The sequence below is a fragment of the Sphingobium sp. BHU LFT2 genome (genome assembly GCF_018604485.1).
GTDB lineage: Bacteria > Pseudomonadota > Alphaproteobacteria > Sphingomonadales > Sphingomonadaceae > Sphingobium > Sphingobium yanoikuyae_A.
Window position 1 is genome coordinate 93,329 of record NZ_JAFCGW010000001.1, and the last position, 16,131, is coordinate 109,459.

15 protein-coding genes are annotated in these 16,131 nt (G+C 66.1%); all 15 read right to left on the reverse strand.

Going from position 1 to position 16,131, the window contains the following annotated elements; all coding sequences use genetic code 11:
- Nucleotides 1-963 carry a cell division protein FtsQ/DivIB gene (locus JQK15_RS00460; protein ID WP_214862889.1) on the reverse strand — a complete coding sequence of 321 codons (963 nt, stop codon included), beginning with the start codon at nt 961-963 and terminating at the stop codon, nt 1-3.
- On the reverse strand, nt 956-1,912 hold the full coding sequence (locus JQK15_RS00465) for a D-alanine--D-alanine ligase (protein WP_214862890.1): 957 nt from the start codon (nt 1,910-1,912) through the stop codon (nt 956-958). The genes JQK15_RS00460 and JQK15_RS00465 overlap by 8 nt, the downstream gene beginning before the upstream one ends.
- Nucleotides 1,909-2,817, reverse strand: a complete 909-nt coding sequence (gene murB / locus JQK15_RS00470; RefSeq protein WP_502956783.1) for a UDP-N-acetylmuramate dehydrogenase — start codon at nt 2,815-2,817, stop codon at nt 1,909-1,911. The genes JQK15_RS00465 and murB overlap by 4 nt, the downstream gene beginning before the upstream one ends.
- 5 nt (nt 2,818-2,822) lie before the next feature.
- Entirely contained in the window at nt 2,823-3,020 is a 198-nt protein-coding gene (locus tag JQK15_RS00475) for a hypothetical protein (protein ID WP_004207957.1), read from the reverse strand.
- Nucleotides 3,020-4,447: a UDP-N-acetylmuramate--L-alanine ligase gene (gene murC, locus JQK15_RS00480; RefSeq protein WP_037517193.1), complete on the reverse strand. Its 1,428-nt coding sequence runs from the start codon at nt 4,445-4,447 to the stop codon at nt 3,020-3,022. The genes JQK15_RS00475 and murC overlap by 1 nt, the downstream gene beginning before the upstream one ends.
- A gap of 139 nt (nt 4,448-4,586) precedes the next feature.
- Complete coding sequence (gene murG / locus JQK15_RS00485; RefSeq protein ID WP_017501212.1) at nt 4,587-5,753, reverse strand: undecaprenyldiphospho-muramoylpentapeptide beta-N-acetylglucosaminyltransferase; 1,167 nt, start codon at nt 5,751-5,753, stop codon at nt 4,587-4,589.
- Nucleotides 5,750-6,952 (reverse strand): FtsW/RodA/SpoVE family cell cycle protein, encoded by a 1,203-nt coding sequence (locus tag JQK15_RS00490; RefSeq protein WP_010336276.1) that lies wholly within the window; start codon nt 6,950-6,952, stop codon nt 5,750-5,752. The genes murG and JQK15_RS00490 overlap by 4 nt, the downstream gene beginning before the upstream one ends.
- A gap of 62 nt (nt 6,953-7,014) precedes the next feature.
- Nucleotides 7,015-8,328, reverse strand: coding sequence for a UDP-N-acetylmuramoyl-L-alanine--D-glutamate ligase (gene murD / locus JQK15_RS00495; protein WP_214862892.1), 1,314 nt, complete (start codon nt 8,326-8,328; stop codon nt 7,015-7,017).
- Between the two features lie 4 nt (nt 8,329-8,332).
- On the reverse strand, nt 8,333-9,406 hold the full coding sequence (gene mraY, locus JQK15_RS00500) for a phospho-N-acetylmuramoyl-pentapeptide-transferase (RefSeq protein ID WP_017501213.1): 1,074 nt from the start codon (nt 9,404-9,406) through the stop codon (nt 8,333-8,335).
- Entirely contained in the window at nt 9,406-10,797 is a 1,392-nt protein-coding gene (locus JQK15_RS00505) for a UDP-N-acetylmuramoyl-tripeptide--D-alanyl-D-alanine ligase (protein WP_010336274.1), read from the reverse strand. Before JQK15_RS00505 ends, mraY begins: the two co-directional genes overlap by 1 nt.
- A complete protein-coding gene (locus JQK15_RS00510; protein ID WP_214862893.1) occupies nt 10,794-12,236 on the reverse strand; it encodes a UDP-N-acetylmuramoyl-L-alanyl-D-glutamate--2,6-diaminopimelate ligase in 1,443 nt (480 codons plus the stop codon). Before JQK15_RS00510 ends, JQK15_RS00505 begins: the two co-directional genes overlap by 4 nt.
- Nucleotides 12,236-13,939, reverse strand: a complete 1,704-nt coding sequence (locus tag JQK15_RS00515; RefSeq protein ID WP_214862894.1) for a peptidoglycan D,D-transpeptidase FtsI family protein — start codon at nt 13,937-13,939, stop codon at nt 12,236-12,238. The genes JQK15_RS00510 and JQK15_RS00515 overlap by 1 nt, the downstream gene beginning before the upstream one ends.
- A complete protein-coding gene (locus JQK15_RS00520; protein WP_004207966.1) occupies nt 13,939-14,592 on the reverse strand; it encodes a hypothetical protein in 654 nt (217 codons plus the stop codon). The genes JQK15_RS00515 and JQK15_RS00520 overlap by 1 nt, the downstream gene beginning before the upstream one ends.
- A complete protein-coding gene (gene rsmH / locus JQK15_RS00525) occupies nt 14,589-15,536 on the reverse strand; it encodes a 16S rRNA (cytosine(1402)-N(4))-methyltransferase RsmH (RefSeq protein WP_214862896.1) in 948 nt (315 codons plus the stop codon). Before rsmH ends, JQK15_RS00520 begins: the two co-directional genes overlap by 4 nt.
- Nucleotides 15,533-16,030, reverse strand: coding sequence for a division/cell wall cluster transcriptional repressor MraZ (locus JQK15_RS00530; protein WP_004207968.1), 498 nt, complete (start codon nt 16,028-16,030; stop codon nt 15,533-15,535). Before JQK15_RS00530 ends, rsmH begins: the two co-directional genes overlap by 4 nt.
- Nucleotides 16,031-16,131: the final 101 nt, after the last annotated feature.

Genomic DNA, 16,131 nt, shown 5'->3' on the forward strand with positions numbered 1-16,131 from the left:
TTAGCCTTCCTCGCCCGCGGCAGGCGCACTTGCGGTCTTTTCCGCCTTAGCGTCCGCCGCTGCCGGCTTATCGCTGGTCTGGCCCTGCGGCAGACGCAGCACGAAACGATCGGGATCGCGCATGTCGAACTTGACGATGCCCCGGCCGAGCAGCCGGTTGACACCATCCATGCGCGCGAAATTCACCAGCGCTGCCGCCGATGTCTGTTCACCTTCAGGCAGCGACAGCGTCTCCCCCGACTGAAAGCGCAGATCCCAGCGACGGTTCCCGACCCAGGTTGCGCCAGCCAGCATCGGCTTCAAGGCAGGCGCGCTTTCCATCAGCTTGTTGAGCCCGGCGGTCTGGAGATTGGCATTGGGGCCGACCACCAGCGGCAGGTCGGGCATCGCGCCGGCCGACACCGATTGCAGCACCACGCCGGCCACGTCGATCAGATGCAGTTGCCCGTCATGCTGCCACACCGCGACCGGATCACGCTCGACGATATCGACGACCAGCGTGTCGGGCAGGCGGCGGGAAATGCGCGCATCCTTGACCCAGCCAAGCTTCAGCATTTCCTGCCGCACCTTGGGCAGGTCGAGCGAGAGCATCGAGCGATCGACCTGGCCGAGCGCGATATTATAGACCGGCATCTCGTCCATGCGCTCGACGCCGCGCACCTCGACCTTCTCCACCTCGAAACCGGCGCGCGCGGCCAGGCTTGCCGCCTGCTGGCGCGCCATGTCGGGCAGCCCCGCATAGATGGCGATGGCGATCGCCAGGCCACCGAAGATCGCGAAGATGGCCCAGGTCGCCAGCTTCTGCAGCGTATCCTCGCTGATCGGCAGCAGTTCGAGCAGCCGATCGAAGGAGGATTGGCGCTTGAGCTGGCGGCCACGGCCCGATCCGGCCTTGGCGCGCACCTTGCCCCGCGCCGTGCTCAGCCGCGCCGTGCCGCCGCGCCGGATCCGTGCCTCAGCCATTGCCAGCCCCCATGTTCGGCCCCCTCGTCAATGCTTCCTCGCAGATCCGCTCGACCAGCTCGGCATATTCGATACCCAGCTTTTTCGCCTGTTCCGGCACCAGGCTCAAGGGGGTCATGCCCGGCTGGGTATTGACCTCCAGCAGGTAAAGCCCCTCGACGCCCTGGCTGTCGTCCCAGCGGAAGTCGGAGCGCGACGCGCCCTTGCAGCCAAGCAGCTGATGCGCCTGGAGCGCGATCGCCTTGCACGCCTGCGTGATCTCGTCCGGTATCTCCGCCGGGCAGACATGTTCGGTCATGCCGTCGGTATATTTGGCATCGAAATCATAGAAGCCGCTCTTGGGGCGCAGCTCGGTAACGAGCAGCGCCTCATCGCCCAGCACAGCGGTGGTCAGCTCGCGGCCGCGAATATAGGGTTCGGCCAGAAGCTCGGGAAATTCCTGCCAGGGGCCGACGCTGTCACGCGCAATGGGGTTGCCATAATTGCCCTCGGCCGTGACGATCGCCACGCCGACCGAGCTGCCCTCATTGACGGGCTTCAGAACATAGGGCCGCGGCAGCGGATCGCCGGCGTACAGGCTCTCGCTCGCCACGATCTGGCCACCGGGCATGGGGATGCCGTGCGGCACCAGCGCCTGCTTGGTCAGTTGCTTGTCGATCGCGATGACCGAGGTGGCAAGGCCGCTATGGGTGTAGGTGAGGTCCATCAGGTCCATCATACCCTGCACCGTGCCATCCTCGCCCGGCACGCCATGCAGCGCGTTGAACACCACATCCGCCTTAGTCTCAGTCAGGCGCGCGGCGACGTCGCGATCCATGTCGATCCGCGTGACCCGATGCCCGCGCGATTCCAGCGCCTTGGCAACGCCCTCGCCGCTCGACAGCGACACCGGCCGCTCCGCAGACCAGCCGCCCATCAATACGGCGACATGCCAGGGACCACGGCTCATGCATTCTTTCCTTCAATCAACTGAACGCCGACACGCTGGATTTCCCATTCCAGCTCGACGCCGCTCTTTTCCTTCACGCGGCGGCGGACTTCCTCGCCCAGCGCTTCGATGTCGGCGCTGGTGGCATCGCCGGTGTTGAGCAGGAAATTGGTGTGCTTTTCGCTCACCTGCGCGCCGCCCAGCGCAAGGCCGCGACAGCCCGCTTCATCGACCAGTGCCCAGGCCTTGTGCCCGTCCGGGTTCTTGAAGGTCGATCCGCCGGTCTTGCTGCGCAGCGGCTGGCTTTCCTCGCGCGCGGTGGCGATGCGGTCCATTTCCGCCTGGATCGCGGCCGGCTCGCCGGGTTCGCCCCGGAAGGTGGCCGACACGACAACCGCGCCATCGACCATGTTGGAGTGGCGATAGCTGTAATGAAGATCGCTGGCGAGCAAGGTCACCTGTTCGCCCGAGCGCAGCACCACATCGCATTCGACCAATATGTCCGCGGTCTCGCGGCCATAGGCGCCGCCATTCATCCGCACGAAGCCGCCGACCGTGCCGGGGATGGAGCGGAGAAATTCGAGACCGGCAATGCTGGCATCCCGCGCCGTCGAGGAGACGAGGATGCCCGACGCACCACCGCCGCAGACCAGGGTGGTCGCGTCCAGCGCCTCCACCTTGGCGAAGGGCTTGCCCAGGCGCACGACCACGCCCGGCACGCCGCCATCGCGAACGATCAGGTTGGAGCCGAGGCCGAGCGCCATCACCGGCATCGCCGGATCGAGCATGGCCAGGAAATCGGACAGGTCGTCGGCGTCCTTGGGCTCGAACAGCCATTGCGCCGCCCCGCCCGCCTTGAACCAGACGAGCGGTGCCAGCGGCGCATCGGCCTTGAGCGCGCCGCGAACGGCCGGGAGAGTAGCCATCACCGTCAACCGCGCACGCCCCAGAGATTCATCCAGCTCTTCATCGCCTTCATGCCCGCCTCGCCGGCCTGATGCGCCGCCATGCCGGTCTGCACCTGCTTCTGCGCCGCCTCGACCATGTCGCGCGCGACTTCCACGCCCTGCATCTGCATGTCGATCATGCGCTTCTGCATTTCCAGGCCGACATTGAAGAGCTCGAACATCAGGCGGTTTCCTTGACCTTGGCGGTGACCGCAGCGGACAGGCCCGCCGCCCATTTGGTGATGTCGCCGGCCCCCAGGCAGATGATCATGTCGTCAGCCTGGACATCGGCGGCAATGACGCGGGCAAGATCGCCCGCATCGGCGACAGTGGCGGCGTTGCGATGGCCACGGCGCTTGAGCCCGGCGACCAGCGCCGCGCTGTCGACATCCTCGATCGGCTGCTCGCCAGCGGTATAGACCGGGGCGGCATAGACGATGTCGGCGTCGTTGAAGGCCTGCTGGAAATCATCCATCAGGTCGCGCAGGCGGGTGAAGCGATGCGGTTGGACCACGGCGATTACCCGCCCCTTCGCGCCTTCACGGGCGGCGGCGAGCACCGCCTTGATCTCGACCGGATGGTGGCCATAATCGTCGATGACGGTGGCCACGCCTGCGCCGGCCGGGATTTCGCCGACCTTGGTGAAGCGGCGCTTCACGCCGCCAAACTTGGCAAAGCCGGTCTGGATGGTCGCGTCATCAATGCCCATCTGCAGCGCCACGCCGATCGCGGCCATGGCGTTCAGCACATTGTGGCGGCCGGGCATCGGCAGTTCGATCCCCTCGATCCGGCGGGTCGCACCGTCGCGCTCGCGGATCTGGACGTCGAAGCGATTGCCACCGGGCACCGGCTGGACATTCTCGCCGCGAATATCGGCCTGGGCGGAGAAGCCATAGGTGACGATGCGGCGGTCCTGCACGCGCGGCAGGATGGCCTGAACCTCGGGATGGTCGAGGCAGAGCATCGCCGCGCCATAGAAGGGCACATTCTCGACGAACTCGACAAAGGCGTCCTTCACCGCGTCGAAGCTGCCATAATGGTCGAGATGTTCGGGATCGATATTGGTCACGACCGCGATCGTGCCGTCGAGGCGCAGGAAGCTGCCGTCGCTCTCATCGGCTTCCACGACCATCCAGTCGCTGTTGCCCAGGCGCGCGTTGGAGCCATAGCTGTTGATGATGCCACCGTTGATCACGGTCGGATCCACCCCGCCCGCGTCCAGCAGTGCCGCGACCATCGAGGTGGTCGTGGTCTTGCCATGGGTGCCGGCGATGGCGACCGTGGACTTCAAACGCATCAGTTCGGCCAGCATTTCCGCGCGGCGGATCACCGGCACGCGATTTTCCAGCGCCAGCTCGACTTCCGGATTGCCCCGCTTGATCGCGGTCGAGGTGACGACCACGGCGGCATCGCCCAGATTTTCGGCCTTGTGGCCGATCATCACCTTGATGCCTTTGGCGCGCAGCCCTTCCACGACATAGCCTTCGGCGACGTCGGATCCTTGAACCTTGTAACCCAGATTATGCATGACTTCGGCGATACCGGACATGCCGATGCCGCCAATGCCGATGAAATGGATCGTGCCGATGTCGGTGCCGACACCCTTCATGCCTGATATTCCTTGTTCCAATATCCGTTCGCCCTGAGCGAAGTCGAAGGGCCCAGCAGAGCCGCAGGCGAAGCGGCTTCGCTCCGCTCAGCAGAGGGCCTCGACAGGCTCAGCCCGAACGGGGAGAGATATGTGCGGATCATGCAGGGACGCCCTGCAAATTGAGCGTGGTCGGCGTGGGGCCGACGCGAAGCGGGTCATTCATGATCGGCGCGGGGCCGATGCTTTCGAGCAGGTCTGCCATGTCGCGCGCCGCATCCGGGCGGCCACAGGCACGGGCGCGCTTGGCGGCATTTTGCAGGGCGCCGGGTTCCAGCGCCATCTTCTGCATCTGCTTGGCCAGTTCCACCGCGGTGAAGCGCGACTGGGGGATGGTGCGGGCGCCACCGGCTTCGGTCATCTCGCGCGCATTGGCGGTCTGATGATCGTCCATGGCGCTGGGTAGCGGCACCAGGATGGCGGGACGGCCGGCACAGGTCAGCTCGGCCAGGGTCGATGCCCCTGCCCGCGCGATCATCAGATGCGACCAGCCGAGCTTTTCGGGCACGTCGTTGAAATAGGTGGCAAGATCGGCCGGGATTTCCATCTCGGCATAGGTGGCGCGCACCCGCTCGATATCCTCGGCGCGGCACTGCTGCGTCACCTGAAGGCGGCGGCGCAACGCGATCGGCAGCATCGACAGCCCTTCGGGCACGACGCTCGACAGGATGCTTGCCCCCTGGCTGCCGCCGATCACCAGCACGCGGAACACACTCTCGTCGGTCAGCGCGGGAAATTCCTCGTCGCGCAGCGCCTTCACTTCCTCGCGCACCGGATTGCCGACCAGATGCACCTTGCCGGCATATTTGTCCTTGAGGCGCTCGACCAGCGGATAGGCGGTGGCGATCGCGTCGACCCGGCCGGCGAGCAGGCGGTTGACCCGGCCAAGCACCGCATTCTGTTCGTGGATCGCGGTCGGGATGCCGTCCGCCAGCGCGCCCAGCAGCGCGGGCATGGCGGGATAGCCGCCAAAGCCGACCACGGCGGTCGGCTTGAACGTGTCGTTGAGCCGACGGGCCATCGCCCGGCCGGCCAAGATCGCCTTCAAGGCGCCGGGCCAGCTCGCCGGATTCTTGGTCATGCGCCCCGCCGGCATGACATGGACCTGCGCCTTATCGAAGATGCCGGGGATCTTCGCGCCCCGCTCATCGGTGACGAGGGCGACATGATGGCCGCGCGCCATCAGTTCCTCTGCCACCGCATGCGCGGGAATCATATGACCACCCGTCCCGCCGGCGGCGAGGACGAAGTGACGGGAAATGCTCATCGACCACTCCATTTGACGACCGTGTGCCGACCCATGAAGGGGTTGCGCCGCGTGAATGCGAGCAGCAGGCCGACGCCGATACAAAGCGCGAGCATAGAGGAGCCACCGTAGCTGATAAAGGGCAGCGTCATGCCCTTTGACGGAAAAATCTGCGCATTGACGCCCATATTGATGATCGCCTGCAGCCCGAACTGGGTGGTGAGGCCGGCTGCGGCGAGGATGGTGAAATTATCCTCCTCGTCCAGCAGGCGCAGCAGCACGCGCACGACGATCGCCAGATAGACGCAGGCGATGGCGATGCAGGCGAGCAGGCCGAACTCCTCCCCGATCACCGAGAAGATATAGTCGGTATGGGCTTCGGGCAGGCGGAACTTGTTCTGCCCCCCGCCCGGCCCGACACCGGTGAAACCACCATGGGTGATGGTGCGGAACGCCAGGTCCGTCTGGTCCGGGCCGGTATCCATCTGGACGCCAATGCCCAGGAAGTCGTTGATGCGCTGCCGGCCATTTTCATAGAACATGTAGACCGCAACAAGCCCCGCCAGCGCCAGCCCGCCCAGCATGGCGATCCAGCGCATTTCGAGGCCCGAGAGCATCAGCAGCACGCCCCAGCAGGCCAGGAAGATGACCGTCTGGCCAAAGTCCGGCTGCTTCATCAGGATCGCGGCGATCAGCAGCGTCATCGCGCCGGTGAGCGGCATCACCGGCAGGCTCTGATCCTTGGCGCGCAGCGACAGCAGCCATGCCAGCGTCACGACATAGACGGGCTTCAGAAATTCCGAGGGCTGAAAGCGGAATCCCGGCAGGTCGATCCAGCGCTTGGCGCCGTTCACGGTGGAACCCAGCAACGGCACGAACAGCAACATCAGGAAGAAGAAGACGGCCAGGAAGATCGCCAGTCGCCGCGCCTGTGGCCGGGGCAGCATGGAGATGACCAGCATGATCGGCAGGCCGATGAACACCCACATCAGCTGGCGATAGAAATAGATCAGCGGATTGACCGCCACCTGCGCGGTCGAACGGTCGATCGCGGCCACCGGCGATGCGGCGGCCACGGCGACCAGCCCGATCGCCATCAGCGCGACGATCAGCGACAGCAGCACCCGGTCGATTTCCCAGAACCAGATGGCCAGCGCGGTACGCTCGCGCGGCACGGTGCGGGTCTTGAAGCCCTTCACCAGTTCGCCCGCCCTGAACATGCCCTTACGTCCCTCGCTATCCATCCCGTTGCCCCCGATCGCCCTGCCTATTCCAGTGCGTTCTATTCCAGCGCGTTCACGGCCGCGGCAAAGGCATCGCCGCGCGCCTCGAAATCCCGGAACTGGTCGAAACTGGCGCAGGCCGGCGACAGCAGCACGACATCGCCCGGCTGGGCGATGCGCGCGGCGCGACGGACGGCGGCGCTCAGCATCTCGCTGTCATCGACCGCCATGTGCGGCCGCAGCAGGTCGGCGAACATGTGCCCCGCCTCACCGATGGTGTAGGCATGGGCGATATTGCCATAATAAGGCGCGCATTCGTCCAGATTGTCGGACTTGGCGACGCCGCCCAAAATCCAGTGGATGCGGGGCTTGCCATCCTTGGCCGGCCAGGCACCCAGCGCCGGCGCGGTCGAGGCGGCATTGGTCGCCTTGCTGTCATTGACGTAGAGGACGCCATTATGCGTGCCCACCGCCTGCATCCGGTGCGGCAGGCTGGCATAGCTGGCGAGCGCGGCCATGATGGTCGCGTCATCGATGCCCAATGCCCGGCAGACCGCGATCGCGACGGCGGCATTCTGGGCATTGTGCGGCCCCTGCAGCGACGGCCAGCCAAGCTGAGCCTCCGGATCGATATCGGCGGCCTTCACTTCGCGCAGTTGCGCCGGGGCCGATGCGGCGATGCCACGGCTCGGCTCATCCTCGGTCGCGATGACCGCGACATGTTCGGCCGACTGCATCGCGAACAGCCGCGCCTTCGACGCGACATAGCCGGCAAAGCCGTTGTAGCGATCAAGATGGTCGGGCGTGATGTTGAGCAGCACGGCGACATCACAGTCGAGGCTGTGGGTAAGGTCGATCTGATAGCTCGACAATTCCAGCACATAGACGCCCATGCCGTGCAGGTTCGGCTCCAGCGGCTCCTGGCCCAGGATCGGCAGGCCGATATTGCCGCCCATCCGCGCCGGGAAGCCCGCCTGCTCGATGATGTGATGGATCAGCGCGGTGGTGGTCGACTTGCCGTTGGTGCCGGTGATGCCGACGACCTTGTGCGGCGGCAGCGTCGGCCGGGCGAGCGCGAACAGTTCGATGTCGCCGATGATCGGCACGCCGGCGATCTTTGCCCGCATCGCGATCGGATGCTTGTTGAGCGGCACGCCCGGCGACACGACGATGCCGTCGAAACCGGGCAGGTCGATCTCCATCGGGTCGCCCAGTTCCGCCTTGTCGGCGACGGCCGCCCGCGCTTCCTCGCGACTGTCCCAGGCGACGACGCGCGCGCCGCTGGCGACGAGCGTCTCGACCGTGGCCAGCCCCGAACGGGCCAGCCCCAATACGGCGTAGGTCTTCCCCTTGAAGGCCTGCGAAACGATCATCCGCTTACCTCAGCTTCAGCGTGGCGAGGCCGGCGAGTGCCAGCACGAAGGAGATGATCCAGAAGCGGATCACCACGGTCGGTTCGGCCCAGCCAAGCTGTTCGAAATGATGGTGGATCGGCGCCATCTTGAACACGCGCTTGCCGGTCCGCTTGTAGAAGAAGACCTGGATGATGACCGACAGTGCCTCGACCACGAACAGGCCGCCGACGACGCCCAGAACGATTTCATGATGGGCGGTGACGGCGATCACGCCAATCGTGCCACCCAGCGCCAGACTGCCGGTATCGCCCATGAAGACGGCGGCAGGCGGTGCGTTGAACCAGAGGAAGGCCAGCCCCGCGCCGATGATCGCCCCGCACAAGATGGTAAGGTTGCCCGCGCCCGGCACATGCGGGATGCCCAGATAGGTGGCGAAGTCCGCGCGGCCGACCAGATAGACGATCGCCATGAACGCCATGCAGGCGATGATGACCGGCATGGTGGCAAGGCCATCGAGCCCGTCGGTCAGGTTCACCGCATTGCCGAAGGCGACGATGACGAAGGCGGCAAACAGGAAATAGAAAGGCCCAAGCTCGATCGCAGGCCCATTGTAGAAGGGCACATAGAGCGCGGTGTTGCCATGCTGGTTGACGATCATCCAGGCGGCGAAACCGGCGATCAGGAACTCGAAGGCCAGGCGCATCTTGGCCGACAGCCCCTTGTGGCTGGCCTTGGTCACCTTGTCATAATCGTCGAGGAAGCCGATCGCGCCGAAACCCAGGGTCACGAACAGGCAGGCCCAGACATAGGTGGAGGACAGGTCCATCCACAACAGCACCGATACGACCATGGAGGTCAGGATCATCAGGCCGCCCATGGTGGGCGTGCCGCGCTTGGCCAGATGGCTCTGCGGCCCGTCGCTGCGGATCGGCTGCCCCTTGCCCTGGCGCACGCGCAGCCAGCCGATGAACTTGGGGCCGATGACGAGGCCGATGATCAGCGCGGTCGCAATCGCCGCGCCCGCCCGGAAGGACAGGTAGCGGATGAGGTTGAAGGCCCCCGCAAAATCCAGGGTCTGGGCAAGCCAGTAGAGCATCAGTCTTTATCTCCGTCGCGGGCGGCATCGCCAAGGGCGGCGACCAGGCGGGACAGCCCGATGCCATTGGAGCCCTTGACCAGGATCGCGTCACCCGCACGCATTTCCTTGTTGATCAGATCGGTGGCCGACGCGGCGTCCGGCACATGGTCGAAGGCGACAAGGCCGCCAAGGGCGTCGGCCAGCGGCGCCATCTCCTCGCCCACCAATATCGCATAGTCGACGCCATTCTCGCTCAACGGTTGCGAGAGTGCGGCGTGCAGTTCGGTGCTGCGGCTGCCCAGTTCGCGCATGCCGCCCAGCACGGCGATGCGGCGGTCGGCCTGCTCGCGCCCCAATTGCTTGAGCGTCGCCGCCATGCTCAAGGGGTTGGCGTTATAGCTTTCGTCGATCAGCAGCGCCTCGCCCCCCGCCACCGGCAGGATGCGGCGCGCGCCGCGTCCGGGCAGGCCCGGCATTTCCGCCAGCGCCAGGCCCGCAGCGGCCAGATCGCCGCCCAGCGCCTCGACCGCGGCCAGCACGGCGAGCGAATTGGACACCCAATGGTCGCCCGGCGCGCCGACGGTGAAGCAAAGCTCCACCCCCGGCAGCGCGGCGGTCACCAGCGTGCCGCCACCCGGCGCCGGCACGGTATCGCGCACGAAAATATCCGCCTCCGGGCTGAAGCCGAAGGTCAGGATATGATCGGCATGGCGCTCCGCCTTGCCGTAGAGGGTCGCGACATGCGGGCTGTCATAGGGAATGACAGCGGTGCCGCCCGGCTCCAGCCCCTCGAAAATCTCGGCCTTGGCTTCGGCGATCTTTTCCTCGGTCCCGAAAAATTCGATATGGGCCGGCGCGATGGCGGTGACGATCGCCACGTTCGGGCGCACCTGCCGCGTCAGCGCAGCCAGTTCGCCGGCATGGTTCATGCCCATTTCGAACACGCCATAGGCCGCATCGCGCGGCATCCGCGCCAGGCTCAGCGGCACGCCGACATGGTTGTTATAGCTTTTGACCGACCGATGGACGCCGCCCGGACAGGCCCGTTCAAGGGCATGGAACAGCGCTTCCTTGGTACCGGTCTTGCCGACCGATCCGGTCACGCCGATGATCTTCGCGCTGCTGCGCTTGCGCGATGCCCGGCCCAGCGCTTCCAGCGCGACGGCACTGTCGGCCACCAGCACATGGGGATAATCGACCGGTTCGCTGACAATCGCGCCGGCCGCGCCCTGGGCAAAGGCCTTGTCGACGAATTTGTGGCCGTCGGTCGTTTCGCCCTTCATCGCGACGAACAGGTCGCCCGCGCCCACCTCGCGACTGTCGAAGGCAACGCCAGAAACGGCGAACGGCGCCGACACGGCGCCGCCCGTAGCGTCTGCGATCTCGGCCGAGGTCCAGAGATCGCTCACCCCGCGCACTCCCGTGCCACGGTGACATCGTCAAAGGGTAGCACCCGGTCGCCGATGATCTGGCCCTGCTCATGCCCCTTGCCGGCGAGCAGGACGATATCGTCGCCCCCCGCCTGGCCGATGGCGGCGGCGATCGCCGCGCGGCGGCCGCCAATTTCCTCCGCCCCCGGCGCGCCCGCCATCACGGCGGCGCGGATCGCGGAGGGTTCTTCCGAACGGGGATTGTCGTCGGTCACGATGACATGGTCGGCCAGATCGGCGGCAACCTTGCCCATCAGCGGGCGCTTGCCGGCATCGCGATCGCCGCCCGCGCCGAACAGCGCGATCAGCTTGCCCCTGGTATGGGGACGCAGCGCCTCGATCGCGGCGCGCAGGCCGTCGGGCGTATGGGCATAGTCGACATAGACGGGCGCGCCCGCCTTGCTGATGACCGCGCGTTCCAGACGGCCGCGCACCGGCTGGACCCGACCCAGCAATTCCAGCACCTTGGCGGTATCGCCGCCGGTCGCGATGACCAGACCAGCCGCCGTCAGCGCATTGGCCGCCTGATAGGCGCCGATCAGCGGCAGATTGACCTTGTAGAGCTTGCCATCGGCTTCGATTTCCAGCGTCTGGCCCAACTGGGTCGGGGTGCGGTTGGCAAGACGCAATGCCTGCCCCTGCACCCCGACGCTCAGCACACGAAGCCCCCGCTTCGTAGCCCGCTCGATCGCCTTGTCCGACCATTCATCGTCGGCCCAGATGACGGCCGCGCCGCCATCGCCCACGACTTCGTCGAACAGGCGCATCTTGGCGTCGAAATAGCTGTCCATGTCGCCATGATAATCGAGATGATCGCGCGACAGGTTGGTGAAGGCGCCGGCCGCAACCGGCAGCCCCTCGGTGCGATACTGGTCGAGGCCATGGCTCGACGCCTCGAACGCGGCATGGGTGATGCCCTCGCGCTTGAGGCCCGACATGTTGGCGAGGAAGGTGACGATGTCCGGCGTGGTGAGGCCAGTCGATACCTGATCGACCGAGGTGGTGACGCCCAGCGTCCCGATCGAGGCCGACTTGTGGCCCAGCATGCGCCACAGTTGGCGCGCCAGTTCGACCGTGCTGGTCTTGCCATTGGTGCCGGTGACGGCGACGGTCACATCCGGGAAAGGCGCGAAATAGCGCGCGGCCAGTTGCGCGAACAGGCGGCGGGGATTGGCGTCGGCAATATGCACCGCGCCCTCGACCTTCGCCTCCGGCCGGGCGACGATCGCGACCGCGCCCGCCTTCACCGCGTCGGCAATAAAATCCTCGCCATTGACGCGCAGCCCCTGAAAGGCACCGAAGATGGTGCCCGGCGCAACCTTGCGATTGTCGATGGCAAAACCCGTCACGGACGTGTCGAGGCCGGTGTTGCCACCGACCTCGACGCCCAGCTCCTCGATTAGCGACCCGAGGCGCATCACTCTGTCTCCTTGTCGCCGTGCAACAGCGGCATCAAATCCGAAATATCCACGTCCCGCCGCTCGTCCGGCATTACGCCAAGCATCGGCCCGGTGCGCTCCACCACCCGCTTCACCACGGGCGCCGCCGTCCATGCAGCAGTGCGCAGGCCATATTGGCCCGTCGCCTCGTCCATCGTGACGAGAACCACATAGCGGGGATTGTCCATCGGGAAGGCGGAAGCGAAAGTCGTCACCAGCGAAGTCTTGTTGTAGCGCCCTTCCTGGGGCTTTTCAGCGGAACCCGTCTTGCCGCCCACCCGGAATCCCTTGGCGTCGGCGCTACGCCCTGTACCCGCCGACACGATCATCCGCAACAGCTGGCGCATGCGCGCGCTGGTCGCGGCAGAAAAGACCCGGCGCCCCTCGGGCACTTCATCGGCCTTGAGCTTGCGGATCGTCGCCGGGCGCCAGATGCCGCCATTGACCAGCGCCGCATAGGCCGCCGCCAGATGCAGCGGCGTCACCGCGATGCCATGGCCGTAGGACGTGGTCATGCTGGTGATCCGGCCCCAATTGGTCGGCCACAGGCCACCGGCACGCTCATTGAACTCGATCGGCGCACGCTGGTCGAAATCCAGGCTGCGGAACAGCTTCTGCAGCGGCGCGGCGCCCATTTCGTCGGCGATCCGGGCGGTGCCGATGTTGGAGCTGTGGACCAGGATTTCCGGCACGTTGATCCAGCGGCCAAGCGAGTGGTCGTCCTTGATGCGGAAGCCGCCAACGGCCAGCGGCGCGGTCGCGTCATAGCGCTTGCTCATCGATGTCACGACGCCCGCATCCATGGCCGCCGCGATCGACAGCGGCTTGAACGCCGAACCCAGTTCGTAGCGGGCCTGCACCATATGGTTGCAGAGCGGCGATTCGGAGCAGCGCTTGCCGGCATAATTTTGCAGCTTGTTGGGATCGAACACCGGGATCGATGCCATGGCGATCACTTCGCCGGTATTGACGTCCAGGATGATGCCGCCGGCGCCCTTGGCCCGTGTCTGGACCAGTTGGGCATAGAGCTCGCTTTCCAGCGCGCCCTGCACCCGGCTGTCGATCGACATGGCGAAGGGCCGGCTACGCTGCGCGGGGTCGATCATCCGGTCGTTGAACGCGGCCTCCACGCCCATGCCGCCCTTGCCCTCGGCATTGGGCGCGAAGCCCAGCACATGCGCGGCCAGCGTACGCTGCGGATAGAGGCGCTCCTTCTCGCGCGGAAATTCGATGCCGATCTCGCCCAGCGCGTTCACCGCCGCCACTTCCTCGGGCAGCGCACGGCGACGCAGATAGGCCCAGCCGCGCCCGGTCAGCTTCTTGGCGAACACTGCTTCGGATTCGTCCGGGAAGATTTCATGCAGCTTGCGCGCCAGTTCGTCGGGATCGCCGATCAGCTTGGACGGGCGCACCGCGATCGAATAGGCGTCCATGGTCCGCGCCAACGGCACGCCATTGCGGTCGACTATGTCCGCGCGCGCCGGGGTGAAGCCCGACAACCCATCGCCATTGCCATTGCCGCTCGCGAAAATGCCGACCCAGGTCAGACGCAGGATCAGCACGGCCGTGATCATCATGAACAGGATCAACAGCAACATCAGGCGATTATGCGCGATCGCCGTCAGGTTGACCCGCTGCCGCCCGGCACGGGCGCCGCCCGGCTGGACGATGATCGTGGCCATTAGCGGCCTCCCTTTCGCTCGCGCGCCGCACGCGCACTGAGGTCACCCATGGTGCTGTCGTCCAGCAGCTTGGCGTCCAGCATCGCCATGCGCTCGGCCCGGCGCGCGACCGGATTGGGCCGCGACACGTCGGCGTCGGCCTTGGCACGCTGTTCGGCCAGCTTCACAGGCGCGGCGGGCTTGGCCAGCTTCTCGACATTGTCGGCGGCATGCGCCTCGCGGATCACGGCGATATCGCTGCGGATCTGGCTGGCGGCGGGGCTGGCCGGCGCGGCCTGCGGCGCGGACGGCAGATCGGCCGGCGTCTCGACCATCGCCACCATCACCGGCGGTGCGACATAGTCCGGGCCATTGGGCTGGACGCCATCCAGATGCGCCAGCGCCTGTTCGCCCGCCAGATACTGACCGGCGGTCGGCGTCGCGTACATGAAATCGTCCTGGTTCCACCGCTCCAGCTGGCGCATGCTGGCGCGCGCGCTGAACTCGGTTTCCAGATAGCGGATATCGCCGCGCGCCTGCGCGATCTGCATCCGCACCCGCATCACGTCATTGCGCTCGGTCGCGACCTTCAAGGAGACGAGATAGGCGCCGAGCGCGCCCAGCGCGACCAGCAACACCCAGATCAGGCTCTGCAATCTCTTGACCGCGATCATGGCCGGGCACTCCGATGGACATTGGCAACAGGGGCGCCGGTCCGCACGGCGCTGCGCAGGGTGGCGGAACGGGCACGCGGATTGCGCGCCAGTTCCGTTTCGCCGGGCTTTACGGCCTTGGCGGGCTTTTCGAATGCAGGCGCGACCTCGGCCTTCTTCTCGGGCAGATGGCGCGATCCGCCCGCCTCGCTGCCGCTGCGCTTGCGCAGGAACTGCTTGACGATGCGGTCCTCCAGACTGTGGAAGGTCACGATCGCAAGGCGGCCGCCCGGCTCCAGCAGCGCTTCCGCCGCTTCGAGCGCGCGCTCCAGCTCCTCCAGTTCGCGATTCACATGGATGCGGATCGCCTGGAAGGTGCGGGTCGAGGGATCCTTCTTGTCATGCGGCTTGTAGCCCAGCGCCCGGCGCACCACGGCAGCAAGCTGCCCGGTCCGCTCCAGCGGCCGCGCATCGACGATCGCGCGGGCAACCCGGCGCGACCGCGGCTCCTCGCCATAGCGATAGATGACGTCGGCAATATCCTCTTCCGCGGCGGTGTTGAGGAAATCGGCCGCGCTCATGCCGCCCTGGCTCATCGTCATGTCGAGCGGGCCGTCCGCCTGGAAGGAAAAGCCACGTTCGGGCCGGTCGAGCTGCATCGACGACACGCCGATATCCAGCGTGATGCCCGACACGCTGCTGACGCCGCGCTCGGCCAACAGCTCCTCCATCCGCGAAAATTCGCCGGGGATCAGCGTGATACCCTTTTCATCGGCCAGCGCCTGCCCTTCCCGGATCGCATCGGGGTCGCGATCAAAGGCAAAGACCCGCGCGCCAGCCGCCGCCATGGCACTGGAATAGCCGCCCGCGCCGAACGTGCCGTCGACATGCCGCTCGCCTGGGGTAATGGCGAGCGCATCGAGCACTTCGGTCAGGAGGACAGGGATATGCGGCGCGGCGCTCACTTGCCGCCCTCCGCTGCGCGCTGTTCCAGCCAGCGGCGCACCTTGTTGCGGATCAGCGCCGGGCGATCCGGGCTTTCGACCAGCGCCTCGGGCTTCCAGATCTGGAAATAACGGCCAACGCCATAGAAGAACACGACGTCGGTGATACCGGCCTCTTCCTTGATATCGGGGTGCAGGAAGAAGCGGCCACCCTCGTCGAAATTCACGTCCTCGATCGTGCCCAGGCGATTCTCGCGCTCCAGATCACCATTGAACGGGCGATTGGCGGCGCGCGCCTCGCGCTCCAACTCATTCACTTCCTCGAACAGGAACAGCTTGTGGGACAGGCCGAAGCCGGTGGCGCAGCCATTGTCCATATGGACCGACAGGCACAGACGGTTTTCGCCGCCGCTCGCCAGCTTCACCTGGCGGCGCATCTCCAGGGGCAGCACGAAACGGCCCTTGCCGTCCGCGACGCTGAACGCGTTGCCCGAATAGAGAATGACGTCCGACACGCTGGAAATTCGCCCCTTTTAAGCAGGGCGCAGGCTTCCCGTCGCCGGAATCGCGCTTTCGACTCCCGGCGCAAGACTCTCGCAAAGCCTGACTAACCCCA

Coding starts and splice junctions, on each gene's coding strand:
- JQK15_RS00460 (WP_214862889.1), bottom strand. CDS start 963: ATGGCTGAGGCACGGATCCGGCGCGGCGGCACGGCGCGGCTGAGCACG.
- JQK15_RS00465 (WP_214862890.1), bottom strand. CDS start 1,912: ATGAGCCGTGGTCCCTGGCATGTCGCCGTATTGATGGGCGGCTGGTCT.
- murB (WP_502956783.1), bottom strand. CDS start 2,817: ATGGCTACTCTCCCGGCCGTTCGCGGCGCGCTCAAGGCCGATGCGCCG.
- JQK15_RS00475 (WP_004207957.1), bottom strand. CDS start 3,020: ATGTTCGAGCTCTTCAATGTCGGCCTGGAAATGCAGAAGCGCATGATC.
- murC (WP_037517193.1), bottom strand. CDS start 4,447: ATGAAGGGTGTCGGCACCGACATCGGCACGATCCATTTCATCGGCATT.
- murG (WP_017501212.1), bottom strand. CDS start 5,753: ATGAGCATTTCCCGTCACTTCGTCCTCGCCGCCGGCGGGACGGGTGGT.
- JQK15_RS00490 (WP_010336276.1), bottom strand. CDS start 6,952: ATGTTCAGGGCGGGCGAACTGGTGAAGGGCTTCAAGACCCGCACCGTG.
- murD (WP_214862892.1), bottom strand. CDS start 8,328: ATGATCGTTTCGCAGGCCTTCAAGGGGAAGACCTACGCCGTATTGGGG.
- mraY (WP_017501213.1), bottom strand. CDS start 9,406: ATGCTCTACTGGCTTGCCCAGACCCTGGATTTTGCGGGGGCCTTCAAC.
- JQK15_RS00510 (WP_214862893.1), bottom strand. CDS start 12,236: ATGCGCCTCGGGTCGCTAATCGAGGAGCTGGGCGTCGAGGTCGGTGGC.
- JQK15_RS00515 (WP_214862894.1), bottom strand. CDS start 13,939: ATGGCCACGATCATCGTCCAGCCGGGCGGCGCCCGTGCCGGGCGGCAG.
- JQK15_RS00520 (WP_004207966.1), bottom strand. CDS start 14,592: ATGATCGCGGTCAAGAGATTGCAGAGCCTGATCTGGGTGTTGCTGGTC.